The 13,108-nt window shown below is 44.8% G+C and carries 14 protein-coding genes; 3 read left to right on the top strand and 11 right to left on the bottom strand.

Annotated elements, in window-relative coordinates:
• Positions 1–96: 96 nt before the first annotated feature.
• Complete coding sequence (locus VRU48_RS15655) at positions 97–1,284, top strand: class I SAM-dependent rRNA methyltransferase (protein ID WP_330108865.1); 1,188 nt, start codon at positions 97–99, stop codon at positions 1,282–1,284.
• A 44-nt stretch (positions 1,285–1,328) separates the two neighbouring features.
• Positions 1,329–2,225, top strand: a complete 897-nt coding sequence (locus tag VRU48_RS15650) for a bestrophin family protein (RefSeq protein ID WP_330108864.1) — start codon at positions 1,329–1,331, stop codon at positions 2,223–2,225.
• Here the strand turns inward: VRU48_RS15650 and VRU48_RS15645 are convergent.
• From VRU48_RS15645 to VRU48_RS15605, 9 genes are all read right to left on the bottom strand, one after another.
• On the bottom strand, positions 2,222–2,476 hold the full coding sequence (locus VRU48_RS15645) for a DUF6814 family protein (RefSeq protein WP_330108863.1): 255 nt from the start codon (positions 2,474–2,476) through the stop codon (positions 2,222–2,224). The genes VRU48_RS15650 and VRU48_RS15645 overlap by 4 nt on opposite strands.
• A 3-nt stretch (positions 2,477–2,479) precedes the next feature.
• On the bottom strand, positions 2,480–4,009 hold the full coding sequence (locus VRU48_RS15640) for an MFS transporter (protein ID WP_330108862.1): 1,530 nt from the start codon (positions 4,007–4,009) through the stop codon (positions 2,480–2,482).
• Between the two features lie 217 nt (positions 4,010–4,226).
• On the bottom strand, positions 4,227–4,577 hold the full coding sequence (locus VRU48_RS15635) for a hypothetical protein (protein WP_330108861.1): 351 nt from the start codon (positions 4,575–4,577) through the stop codon (positions 4,227–4,229).
• Between the two features lie 296 nt (positions 4,578–4,873).
• Complete coding sequence (locus VRU48_RS15630; RefSeq protein WP_330108860.1) at positions 4,874–5,929, bottom strand: nucleoid-associated protein; 1,056 nt, start codon at positions 5,927–5,929, stop codon at positions 4,874–4,876.
• Positions 5,930–5,992: 63 nt separating this feature from the next.
• Positions 5,993–6,889 (bottom strand): NAD(P)/FAD-dependent oxidoreductase, encoded by an 897-nt coding sequence (locus tag VRU48_RS15625; RefSeq protein ID WP_330108859.1) that lies wholly within the window; start codon positions 6,887–6,889, stop codon positions 5,993–5,995.
• A gap of 124 nt (positions 6,890–7,013) precedes the next feature.
• Positions 7,014–7,802 (bottom strand): TerC family protein, encoded by a 789-nt coding sequence (locus VRU48_RS15620; protein ID WP_330108858.1) that lies wholly within the window; start codon positions 7,800–7,802, stop codon positions 7,014–7,016.
• Between the two features lie 80 nt (positions 7,803–7,882).
• Complete coding sequence (locus VRU48_RS15615; protein ID WP_330108857.1) at positions 7,883–9,223, bottom strand: hypothetical protein; 1,341 nt, start codon at positions 9,221–9,223, stop codon at positions 7,883–7,885.
• Between the two features lie 34 nt (positions 9,224–9,257).
• On the bottom strand, positions 9,258–9,797 hold the full coding sequence (locus VRU48_RS15610) for a hypothetical protein (RefSeq protein ID WP_330108856.1): 540 nt from the start codon (positions 9,795–9,797) through the stop codon (positions 9,258–9,260).
• Positions 9,794–10,345 carry an RNA polymerase sigma factor gene (locus VRU48_RS15605; RefSeq protein ID WP_330108855.1) on the bottom strand — a complete coding sequence of 184 codons (552 nt, stop codon included), beginning with the start codon at positions 10,343–10,345 and terminating at the stop codon, positions 9,794–9,796. Before VRU48_RS15605 ends, VRU48_RS15610 begins: the two co-directional genes overlap by 4 nt.
• A 149-nt stretch (positions 10,346–10,494) precedes the next feature.
• On the opposite strand from VRU48_RS15605, the gene aspS reads away from it, so the two are divergent.
• Complete coding sequence (gene aspS, locus VRU48_RS15600) at positions 10,495–12,240, top strand: aspartate--tRNA ligase (protein ID WP_330108854.1); 1,746 nt, start codon at positions 10,495–10,497, stop codon at positions 12,238–12,240.
• A gap of 47 nt (positions 12,241–12,287) precedes the next feature.
• On the opposite strand, the gene VRU48_RS15595 is transcribed toward aspS, so the two are convergent.
• A complete protein-coding gene (locus VRU48_RS15595; RefSeq protein WP_330108853.1) occupies positions 12,288–12,734 on the bottom strand; it encodes a hypothetical protein in 447 nt (148 codons plus the stop codon).
• Positions 12,715–13,095, bottom strand: a complete 381-nt coding sequence (locus VRU48_RS15590; protein ID WP_330108852.1) for a phage holin family protein — start codon at positions 13,093–13,095, stop codon at positions 12,715–12,717. Before VRU48_RS15590 ends, VRU48_RS15595 begins: the two co-directional genes overlap by 20 nt.
• Between the last annotated feature and the right edge of the window lie 13 nt (positions 13,096–13,108).

Here is a 13,108-nt window from a genome sequence, read left to right as displayed (position 1 = left end):
CAATTTAGCCCCCTTAACCACAAACTGGCGCACATAGGTTTTGTGAAAATGTGCCTGCGCTTTGCGGTTAGCCAAAGGGTTTAGTACCTTTGCAACATGGTTGAAATCAAGTTAAAAAAGGGAAAAGAAAAAGCGGTTTTACAGCGTCATCCCTGGGTATTTTCTGGGGCTTTGGAAAAAGTAAAGGGCGAGCCCAAAAACGGCGACGTGGTCAAAGTACTCAGCGCCCACAACGAATTTTTAGCTTACGGTTATTTCAACGATCAATCTCGCGTAGCGGTTCGTTTAATCGAATGGAACGAAGAACAAGCCATCAACAAGGCCTGGTACGTTCAGAAAATCAATCAGGCAATACAAGCCAGGGCACACCTGTTGCAAAAGCAAGACACCAATGCCTATCGTCTTATTTTTAGCGAAGCCGATTTTTTGCCGGGCCTGATTGTAGATAAATATGCCGATTTTTTGTCGGTACAGATTTTAAGCACGGGCATTGAAAAAGCCAAAGATGTGATTATCGAAGCGCTTTGCGAAGCCTTAAATCCAAAAGGCATTTTCGACCGCAGCGATGCCACCGCACGTACACACGAAGGCATTACCGCCGAAAACGGTTTGCTTTGGGGAGAGGCGCCAGCCACTTTTATCGAAGTAAAGGAAAACGGAATTACCTATCATATCAACATTGCCGAAGGGCAGAAATCGGGTTTTTATTGCGACCAGCGCGACAACCGTCAGTTGTTGGCCAGCTATGCCAAAGGCAAAACCGTATTGGATTGCTTCAGCTACAGTGGCGGATTTAGCCTCAATGCCTTGCTACAAGGCGCGGCGCAGGTAACCAGCGTAGACAGCTCGGCCCTAGCCATCGAAACCCTCAAGCAAAACATCGAGCTGAACCAATTTGATCAGCAAATACAGACTGCCATCCAATCCGATGTCAATAAGCAACTGCGGGCCTTTAAAGACGAAGGAAAGAAATTCGATATCGTGGTACTCGACCCACCGAAATATGCGCCTTCGCGCTCGGCCCTCGACCGTGCTGCCCGTGCCTACAAAGACTTGAACCGACTAGGCTTATTGCTTCTGGAAAGTGGCGGCTTGTTGGCTACATTCTCCTGCTCGGGCGCGGTTGATATCGAAACCTTTAAGCAGATTATTGCCTGGGCGGCCTTAGATGCCGGCAAAGAGGTACAGGTCATCAGGCAATTTAGCCAGCCCGAAGACCATCCGGTGCGCCTATCATTTCCAGAAGGCGAATATTTAAAAGGCTTGTTGCTCAGGGTTGTTTAATTTGACAAAAAATCTGCTTAAATTAGTTTGATACACATCTAGCTATGCTCATTGTAAAAAACATCAGGTTAAGCAGAATTATCAGAAACACTTGGCAGGTTGACCTGATCATGATTGTTTCTTGTACGGTGGCTTTTTTGGCCCATGAGTACCTTATTGCGCATCATTTCATTGTGCCTACCATCATTCCGGGTGTTTTGGGCACAGCCATCGCTTTTTTTATCGGCTTTAACAATAACCAGGCCTACGACCGCTGGTGGGAAGCCCGCAAAATTTGGGGTGGACTGGTTAACGATTCGAGGTCGTTTGCCCGAAGCCTGCTTAGCTACGTACCCAAAAACGCAGCAAACGACGAAGTGGTTAGGCGGATGATTTTAAGGCATATTGCCTTTTTATATGCCCTTAAAGCCAATTTAAGAAGCACGAAAGATCTTATCTACATCAAATATTTAAGCGAAGACGAACAGCAGCAGGTAGAAAAACAGCGCAATGTGCACAACGCCATTCTGCACAACCAGGCCAAAGACCTCGAAAAATTATATACCAGCCAGCTAGACGGCTTCAAGTTTCTCGACATCAACAACCTGCTCATCAAATTTAGCGATGAAATGGGCATGTGCGAACGCATTAAAAACACCGTTTTTCCAACCACCTACAGCTATTTAACCAAGGTGTTTATTTGGCTGTTTGTGGTTACGTTTACTTTGGTGATTAGTCAGGACATGGGCTGGTGGGCCATTTTTATGGGTTGGCTGGTGGGTTTTGTATTCGTGTCGACGCAAATCAATGGCATGAGCCTCATCGATCCTTTCGAGAATAACTCGTCGGGCGTACCGCTTAACCAGATTACCCGCACCATCGAAATCAACTTGTTGCAGATGCTGGGCGAAGAAGAGGTTCCGGCACCGGTAATGCCTATTAACGACGAGTACGTACTCTAGTCGAGTTCTTCCGAATTTTCGGGCAAATGATCATATTCGCCCATTAAGGCATACTTGCCAAATATGACCAGGCCAATGGCTATCGGAATGAAGATAAGCAGAATGATGCCCCACTGCAGCGCGGTATTGGTTTGCGCCATTCCCGGCTCGGCCAGACTGATTTTGCTCCAGGCCTGCCAAGCCATTAAACCTACGGCCAATGGGCCTAAAACAATCCAAAAGATACCCAATATTTTTTTTAATGCTTTCATGATTTAATCGTTAATGTTTTCGTCGGTTTGATTAGCTAAATAAACGGCGCCGATTATAAAACTGAGCGTGGCGATGCCGATGGGGTACCAAAGTCCGGAGAGCGGCGTGGCTCCCGCAAAACTGGCAATCAAGGTAGCGATAAAGGGAACCAATCCGCCAAAAACGCCATTGCCCACGTGGTAAGGCAGCGACATAGAAGTATAACGGATTTGGGTTGGAAACAGCTCGACCAAGAAGGCCGCAATTGGTCCATACACCATGGTTACCAAAATTACCTGAAAGAAAACCAAGGCCACAAACAGCCAGAAAGTACCCGAAGTGAGCGTTTTGTCTTTCATAATTTCTTTCGCATGGCCAATAGGCTTATTCGAATTGGCATACACCGTATCAACTTGTAGCTTGTTAAAGGTGCTTCCATTTAACAGCGTTATTTTGGTGCTTGTATTCACCAAGGTGTCGCCGGCTGTGTGCAGCGCTGTTTTGGTGATGACCGGCTGGGCAACATCCTTGATTGCTGTAGGCTGTAGCTGGCTCAGGTCTGTTTTGTCTAGAAATACCTGATAAATAGGCCGGTAAAAAACAATGCCCAGCAGCATGCCCCCAAGCATAATCCATTTGCGCCCAACCCTATCGCTCCACGAACCAAATACCACAAAAAAGGGCGTCGCAAAGGCAATGGCCCAGAGCAAAATATAACGCGAATCGTTAAAATCGACCTTACAGGTGTTTTCGATGAAAGACTGCGCATAAAACTGGCCGGTATACCAGATGACGCCCTGACCCATTGTAGCGCCAAACAAGGCTAGCAAAACCATTTTGAAATTGGCTTTCTTGCTAAAACTTTCCTTGAGCGGATTTTTAGAAATCTTGCCTTCCGTTTTAAGCTTGGCAAACATGGGGGATTCGTGCATTTTTAAACGGATGTAGATGGAAACGCCTACCAGCAAAATAGACAGCAGAAAGGGAATGCGCCAACCCCAATCGGCAAAAGCAGAAGCACCGATAAGATTTTTAGCAAGCACGATGATGCCCAAAGAAAGAAACAGCCCTAGCGTTGCCGTGGTTTGGATCCAACTGGTAAAAAAGCCTCTCCTGCCTTTTGGTGCATGTTCGGCTACGTAAGTGGCTGCGCCGCCATATTCACCCCCCAAGGCCAAACCCTGAATGAGGCGCAAAATCAGCACCAAAATAGGCGCGGCGTAACCAATGCTTGAATAGGAAGGGATGAGGCCGATTAAAAAGGTAGAGCCACCCATCAGCACCAAAGTGAGCAAGAACGTGTATTTACGGCCAATTAAATCGCCCAGGCGACCAAACACCAGCGCACCAAAAGGCCTAACGATAAAACCTGCCGCAAAAATGGCCAGGGTGTTGATCAAAGCCGAAGCTCCGGCATCGGCCGGAAAAAGCTGTGCCCCAATAATGCTGGCCAAACTGCCGAAAATATAAAAGTCATACCATTCGATCAGCGTTCCTAAAGAAGAAGCGCCAATTACTTTGAAAATGCTGTTCTGTTTGGGGATTGAAGTCATAGCTTTAAAGCTAAGTGTTTGAAAACTAAAACACAACTTCAATCACGCCATTATTGCTGTTCTTCACAATGGCCTATTCGAAAATTTTTGGCGAGCAATAACGACAAGCATAAATTAACCATTGAGGAATTAAGTTTGTTTTGCACTTATTTAATATAGACGTTATATGATGGTTTTTGGTTTGTTGGTATTCTTCACCAACAAGTGTATGAAGAATTTAGGATTTGCTCAATGGATGCTGCAAGTAAAGAATAACCAGCGACAGCAAGAGAAACGGCAATTCTATAGCCGCGCCTTTGAGATCTCTATGGTTCAATTCCAAAGCCATAATGAACAAGATGCCCGCGGCGGTAATGAAATTGCCATACACAAATGTTTTGGGAAACAAAACCAAGATGGCACCAATTACAGTGAAAGCGCCCAGAACCAGCACTCCGTTTTTGCCGACATTAAATTTGCTAAACATCTGGAGCATTTCTGGCTTCCCATTGATCATGGCAAAGCCTTGTTTGATGCCCATGTACAGGGCAAAAAGAATTAAAACCGAATTAAGGATTTTGAGTGCCATAAGTAATATTTAATATCCATGCTTACAGCAATTTAAGAAAATTTATTCTTTTTTTAGAAAGCGGAGATAACAGGTACAGAATAAACCATTAAGGAATTAAGGTCGCTTAACGCTTGCTTATCGCCATTGTTGGTGTTATGCCTTAGTTGGTATTCTTCACCAACACGCTATTCGAAAACTTTTAATAAGCAGCATCGCCATTGTTGGTGTTCTTCACCAACAAGCTATGCAAAATTAACCATTAAGAAATTAAGCTTATTTAGAGATGTCTGCCACCATTCGCTGTTTCGTCCAAGTTACTGCTCCTCTCTGAAATAAACCTTGTAATAGTTCATCGAGCGGTCGTCGTCGAAGCCCTTTTCAATGAGCTCTTTGTTGCCGTGGATATAGATATGGAAATTCTTATCGAGCTTTAAAATACTTTTGAATGCCTTGGCCTGTTTTTTTACCGCCGCATCAGAAATATCGAAAGTATCGGCAATTGGAGTATCAAACTCTTCTTCGTAGCTTTTCTTGTAGCTTTTAAAAAGATCTATACCTTCTTGATTGGCAATCACCTCGTTGGCAAACTCGTCGATATCGAAGCTTTCTTTCTCCTTAAAATATTTCATCGAGCGGTTCAACAAATCGATTTTATCTGTTTTGGTTACTTCAAACTCCTCATCCAGTTTTTCGGTGATGAAGTTTTTGTACACGCCCAATACATTTTGTGTTTGGCTGTAATTATCGTTCCTTACCTTGAGCCTCAAAAATTCGTCTTTCCAATACACGGCTTCGGCACTACGGTTGGTTTGATCGATTACGGCCACCTTAAAACCCTGCTCTTTATCGGTATTGAAAATGAGGCAGCCTTTATCCAGTTTGCTGATGTTAATAGCCTCCTGCTCATAACTTAGCGCAAAGCCACTCTGTTCTGGATAAACCTTGATATAGCTCTCTTTGGTTTCTGATTTGAAAATCCCGATCGCATCGTGCAGATCGCCTTCAATCTGTACATTTTCAAAATAGGCCACATAAAGCTCGCCCGATTTGATTTTCGGATGGTTCGAAATATCGTACAGATAGGTAGCCAGCTTCTTGCTGTTCTCGTGAAACAAATCGCCGTTGGCAAAAATTTCCGAGGCGAAGTGATACACCTCGTTCAGGTTCAAATCGTCGTTGGGGTGCATGAAGTGGTAAATTTCATTCACTTTCTCATAAGGCGACAGGAAATACTGCAACAAAAGCTGTTTCAGCATTTCATCTTGAATGTACATCGACTGTTCAGACAGCACATAGAACTCGTCTTGCAGCTTGTTGCCAATTCTATGGATAGAAAGTTCGGCCAATGAGGCTTCGAAAAAGGTAATCATACGCTCAGCTTAAAATGTAGGCCTGCAAAAGTAGGCTTTAGCTTTGGCATGCTCAAATCGGAATTAAAAATCCTCCTCTATCAGCTCCTTGTTGGCATAAACGCCCGCCTTGTTGCCCATGGCTACCGCGCCAGCCACCGAACGGAAAAGCATAGCACAATCGCCGGCTGCAAATACGCCAGGAACAGAGGTTTGCCCATCGTTGGCTATAATCAGGTTCTGTTGGTCGAGTGTACAACCCAATTGCGCCGCAATAGGCGTATGCTGTTCGAGGCTTCCCCGGCCAAAAACCGCCTTAAGTTCGTGCCGGGTTCCATCTTTAAGCAGTACATGTTTCAGCTGACCATCCCAATGCACCAATTCGGCAATTTCTGTACTTACGATCTTGATATTTTTGGCTTTAAAATGCTCGGTTTGCGCTTGGCTTAATGTGGAAGGTCCGTTGGTAAACAGGGTAAGTTCAGGGCTCCAGTTATAGATCATTTTGGCAAACTCGAAAGCCATATCGCCATTGGCTATAACACCCAGCGGCTGTTTGGCCACTTCGTAACCATGGCAATACGGGCAATGCAAAACCGAAATGCCCCAGCATTCGGCAAAACCCTTGATGTTTGGAAATACATCTTTAATACCCATGGCCAAAATAAGCTTACGGGCTTCAAAGCGTTGTCCATCGGCTGTGGAGATAGCAAAACCTTGCTTTATTTTTTCGGCTTGGATAGCCAATCCATCGTAAAATTTAACCGTAGGATAAGCCAGTACCTGAGCCTTCGCTTCGGCGCTGATGATGGCCGGCGTTTCGCCATCCTGCGTTAAAAAATTATGCGAATGTGGGGTTTGCCTGTTACAAGGTTCGCCTGCATCGATCAGCAATACCTTGCGCAAAGACCTGCCCAAGGCCATAGCGGCCGAAAGACCGGCATAGCTGCCTCCAATAATAATTACATCATAGCTGTCCATTTCTTTTGAATTTGAATTGATTTGGACAAATCTAAATATTAAACGCAACAATATTGCATTTGAAGACAAAATAGGAAACCGCGATGACGATTAACGCCCTCAGTTGCCATACCAACCTGCGATTTTACTTCTTGTTGGTATCTTCTTGTGGCGTATTGCGCAATTTGACAGGTTTTTTGCCTTTTTTCATCTTCAGGTTCAGCATTTCTACCAATACCGAAAAAGCCATCGCAAAATAGATATAGCCCTTAGGGATATGCTGGTCTAAACCTTCGGCCAAAAGCGATACACCGATGAGCAACAGGAAAGAAAGTGCCAACATTTTTACGGTTGGGTGCTGGTTAACGAAGTTGCTGATGGCTCCGGCCGAAACCATCATGATGATCACGGCAATGATAACTGCCGCAATCATGACCTCAACATGTTCGGCCATCCCTACGGCGGTAATAACCGAATCGAGCGAGAATACGATATCGAGCAGCAGGATCTGCACAATGACGCCGCTAAACGAATATACCTTTCCCTTTACTTCGTGCTCTTCGGCGCTTTCCAGTTTTTCGTGTATTTCGTGCGTGCTTTTATAAATCAGGAAAATACCCCCGATAATCAGAATCAAATCGCGACCAGAAATAGCCAGCTTGCTGAGCCACTCTTGGCTCTCAACGCCAAACCATTCGCCGATGTTGAACAAGGGCGAAGTGAGTTTCATGATCCAGGTGAGCGATAGCAACAGGAGCACACGGGTAATCATGGCAAGGCCCAAACCCAGCTGACGGCCTTTTTTTTGCTGATGTTCGGGTAATTTGCCCGATAAAATAGAAATGAAGATAATGTTGTCTATCCCCAAAACGATTTCTAAAACGGTTAGGGTTAGTAGTGAAATCCAGGCTTCTGGACTGCTTAAAAATTCCATGGTTAATCTGATCTTAGGCGAAAATAAAAAAAGCCCGTTAATTTTCATTAACAGGCTCCTACTTTATTTGTTTGGTTTGTTTATCTAAAGGTAACCGAATTATATGCCGAGCGTACCATTACCTTGCTGCTGCCACCCTTGCCGATCTGGCCGGTATAGCGTTTGGTCTGGTCGTCGTCGTCGTTTGTTTTGCGTGCCGTAACGTTGCTGCCATATTTAAAGCTGTTATAGCTTACCGCTACATCAAAATCGGCCGAGTAGCCAGCGTCAAAGCCTAAAGCCACGCTGCTGTATTCGGCATTTACATTGATGTTTCTGCTCGCTGCATCGATGTTGTTGGCGCTAAGCGAACCGTATTGGATCTTGGTGCCCAAATTGCCATGCAGGTTGGCAATTTTAACCGTAGCATACTGTACATCCAAATCGAGCGGACCCGCACTGCCAATGGTGATACCGCTGCCATATTGGTGCCTGATTACAGAAGCATTTCTTACGGTTCCGATATTTACCGAAGTGTATTGCAAATCGAGGTTCAAGGTGCCTGCCGTGCCAATGGTTAGACCGCTACCATATTGATGTTTAATGGTTGCGCTGTTTTTAATGGTGGTAATATTGGCCGAAGTATATTGGGCATCCAAATCGAGCGTACCTACCGAAGCAATGGTTAAGCCACCGCCGTATTGATGTCTGATACGCGCCTGGTTCAGGTCTTGCAGCACACATTTGCCATACTGTACCGAAATGTAGTTGTTGGCATTGCTCAAATCGCCGGCGGTAAGATTGCCATATTGCACTTTAAGCGAGGTTGGCCCAGCAAAGCTATCCATTACAATGCTGCCATATTCTTGCGAGGCGGTTAAGGCATTGGTAGCAGGCATATAAACCGTATAGTATACTTTTACTTCCTGGCGCCATCTTTTGCCATTGCGACTGCCGCTGCCCTTATTGCCGTCGCCGATACTTGTTCTAAACGATACAACGTCGCCGCTTTTAGAGGCATTGATATTGGTATTGTCCAGCAAGCGTTGCGCGGCTTCCTCGGTATTGGCGTAGGCCTTGATGTCTACGTCTACCTTCACTTCGTTTTTGTCCCAGGTTTTAATGGTCATGCCACCATATTGGTTGTTCAAATTCACTTTGTCGCTACGGTCTACGCTAAACGATTTGGAAAAGGTTTTAGCTCTCATCGGATCGTCGGCATCCTGGCTGCTGCTATACGAATAGCTAACCGAGCTTGAATTGCTGACGCTGATTTGAGAGGCTTTTGAACTGCTGTTTTTGGCCACAGCAGTAGATACTACAGGCGCAGCTGGTGCTGCCGGACTGGTGGCGGTTATTTCTCCGGTTTGCAGGGCGTTAACTTGTGTAGCGAGCAACAGCAAACCCGACACACCCAGGGCTACATTTTTTATTCTTTTCATGACTGATTGTTTTGTTGATACAAAGCCGTTGGCCCTATATCGAATTCTCCTTTTTATATTGATTGACTTGGTTTATAATTCCTAATTGCTGGCTAAGCAACTGCGATTGTATTTCGAGGTTTTTCATCATGGCTTTAACCACAGCTACGCGGTTCGGGCTGGTTTGCAACTCTCGTTTTAGAGCCTCGTAATCCTTGCTCAGTTTGGCCATATCGTCAGTAAACTTGCCATATAGCTCCGGATTATCCTTGGCATAAACCTGCAGGCTGTCTTTTCTTTCCTCGATGAGGCTGGCCAAATGCACCTGTTTGTTTTTAAATGCCGGATTGACATCGGCAATTTCTACGCCCACATTGTTGGCTTTTTTATAGCTGGCCGTAAAATAAATGCCCAAGCTAATGACCAGCATCGCGGCGATGCTTAGCCATGGATACAGCTTTACCGACTTTTTTGGCTGTTCTTTTTCTTTCTTGTCTAATTCGGAGGCTATGCGTTCCCACAGCTGGTCTGACGGGCCTTTTACTTCGAATTCTTTCTTGTTAGCCTTTACAAACTCCTCTAATTTATTATTCATCTTGCTACTCCTTTCATTTCTAATAAACTATTCAACTTTCTCTTGGCTCTCATGTACTGCGAGCGTGATGTATTTTCTGTTATTTTCAATATATGTGCAATTTCTTCGTGGTCGTAGCCTTCAAACAAATAAAGTGTTAGTACCACTCTATATCCATCTGGCAATTCGGCCACCGCCGCTTTAATGGCTTCTACCTTTAAAGCGGTTTCTTCTGGGTCTGGTGCCGTTTCTTCGGCTACGTCAACCTCGTCAATACTTACAAATTCGGCTTTACGCTTGCGTAAGTAGTTAATGGCTCGGTTAATTACAATCTGTTTAAGCCATAAACCAAAGGTGGTTTCCTGCCTAAAATCCGCAATACGGTTAAAGGCATCCAGGAATGCTTCCTGAAGTACATCTTCGGCTTCGGCATCGTCGTTTACAATACGCAGGGCTACGTTATACATCGCACCAGCATATAATTTGTAAAGCTCAAACTGTGCTTTCCGGCTTCCCGCTCGGCATTCGTTTACCAGCGAGACGTGTTTGTCTATGTATGCAGTTTCCAATTTTAAAAGGCGTTCAAGTCAAGAGACAGTCTATTTTCAAAAACGTTGCATCAAGGTAGAAAAAAAATTTTTCTGGCCACATAATCAGCTTAGGTTTCGGAAACCTTGACAGGATTGTGTATTTTTGCGGCTCAAAATTTGATTTAAAGATGTTAAGAACAACTACTTGCGGCGCCTTAACGCTGCAAAATCTAGGCGAAAACGTTACACTTTGTGGCTGGATGCAAAATTCGAGAGACTTGGGCGGGATGACTTTTATAGACATTCGCGACCGCTACGGTATTACTCAATTGGTTTTTAACATGAATGATAATGCCGACCTCTGCCAAGCGGCGCGTAACTTGGGTCGCGAATTCGTGATCAAGGTAAGTGGCGTTGTGGTGGAGCGCTCTAACAAAAACAAGGAAATTCCGACCGGCGATATCGAAATTAAGGTAGAAGCCCTCGAAATATTGAACAAAGCCAAACTGCCTCCGTTCTTAATTGAAGATAAAACCGATGGTGGCGACGATTTGCGCATGAAATACCGTTACCTGGATCTGCGCCGCAACCCAATCAGAAACAACATGATCTTGCGCCACAAAATGGCCCAGGCTACCCGTCGCTATTTGGATGGATTGGATTTTATCGAGGTAGAAACACCGGTACTGATCAAATCGACCCCAGAAGGCGCCAGGGATTTTGTGGTGCCAAGCCGCATGAATGCAGGCGAATTTTATGCCTTGCCGCAATCGCCACAAACCTTTAAGCAGTTGCTGATGGTTTCGGGCTTTGACCGTTACTTTCAGATTGTAAAGTGTTTTAGGGACGAGGATTTGCGTGCCGACAGACAGCCAGAGTTTACCCAAATAGACTGCGAAATGTCTTTTATTGAACAAGAAGACATTCTACATACGTTCGAAGGCCTGATTCGTACCTTATTTAAAGAAGTACGCAATTACGACTTGCCTACAGTGCCTCGCATGCAATATGCCGATGCCATGCGCTGGTATGGTTCCGACAAGCCTGATACTCGTTTTGAGATGAAGTTCGTTGAAATGAACGAGGTGGTAAAAGGAAAGGATTTTGCGGTTTTTGACAATGCCGAATTGGTGATTGCCATTAACGCCAAAGGCTGTGCGCACTACACCCGCAAGCAATTAGACGAACTGACCGATTTTATCAAACGCCCACAAATTGGTGCTACTGGTTTGATTTACATGCGCCACAACGAAGATGGCTCGTTAAAATCGTCGGTTGACAAGTTTTACAACGAAGAAGAATTGCAAAAATGGTCGGCGGCCTGCCAAACCGAACCTGGGGATTTGGTCTTGGTGATGGCCGGCGTAAAAGACAAGGTACGCAAGCAATTGAGCGAACTTCGCTTAGAAATGGGCACGCGCCTTGGCTTGCGTAACAAAGATACTTTTGCCGCGCTTTGGGTACTCGACTTTCCGCTGTTGGAGTGGGATGAGGAAACCGAGCGCTACCATGCCATGCACCATCCGTTTACTTCGCCTAAGCCAGAAGACATTGCCATGCTCGATACCGCACCTGGCGAGGTAAGGGCCAATGCCTATGATATGGTGGTTAACGGCACCGAAATTGGCGGCGGCTCTATCCGTATTTACGACCGCGATCTACAAGCCCTGATGTTCAAACACTTGGGTTTTAGTCCTGAAGAGGCTCAAAAACAATTTGGTTTCTTGATGGATGCCTTCGAGTTTGGCGCGCCTCCGCATGGTGGTATTGCTTTCGGTTTCGATAGGCTTTGCTCTATTTTTGCCGGTTTAGACAGCATCCGCGATGTGATTGCCTTCCCTAAAAACAACTCGGGTAGAGATATCATGATCGACAGCCCAAGCACTATTGACGAGAAGCAGCTGAAGGAGCTGAAAATTAAATCTGATTTATAAAATGAACAAAATAAAAAAAGGAAACCGAAATGGTTTCCTTTTTTGTTTCAATAGGTTTCGCTGTCTGGCGGAATGCCATAATCTACAAAAGCCAGCTCTTTTTCCTTGTCCTTTTTCTTTTTGGTAAAAAGCGATTTGACCAAGTTAAAAATGCCCGACATGCTTTCGGCATCTAAAGATTTGCCTACTTTGCCCGATACCAGCGCGGCCAGGGCCTTGGTAATCAAGCCAGAGCCCTTAAAAAAAGTACTGTTCATCAGCATCGGCAATACAATAGACATGATCTTGCTGCTGAAATGGGTTTTTTCGTCTAATTTGAGAAAACCGCTTGGGGTTGCATATTTTTTAATCAAGTTGCCAATAGAAAACCGAGCCACATACGCTTTCGAATCATGCTTTAGCATTTCGCCCCTTTGTTTGTAATCGGCCTTGAGGCGTTTGATTTCGCTCTGCAGGTCGTTCAGGTTCTGTATGTTACTTCTCTTCTTCATCATCGTCTTTATCGGCTACTTTATCGAAATATTTTTTGATGAACATGTTGATCAAATGTTTTTCGATGTATTTGTCCTTGGTTAAATAAACAATAATAGACAGGAACAGGTAAATTCCTGCCACGCACCCAAATCCAGCCGCATAGCTTCCCAAAACGGTTGACAGGTAGAGCGCCAATGTAAACGAAGCAAACAAAAATGCCAGTACAAAGCAAATAATTACTGCACCGCTTGTAATCAGGTCTGCAAATATTTTAGAACCTTTTTCTACCGCCGACAACCGGGTATATTCGATACGCGTATCAATATACTCCTTGGCATCTAAAAAGATATCCTCTAAGCCTTTTTCTTTGTTTTCTTCCATTATTTGTTCGTTT

The organism is Pedobacter albus (assembly GCF_036324255.1).
Taxonomy (GTDB): Bacteria; Bacteroidota; Bacteroidia; order Sphingobacteriales; family Sphingobacteriaceae; genus Pedobacter; species Pedobacter albus.
This window is presented reverse-complemented; position numbering and strand designations above follow the sequence as displayed.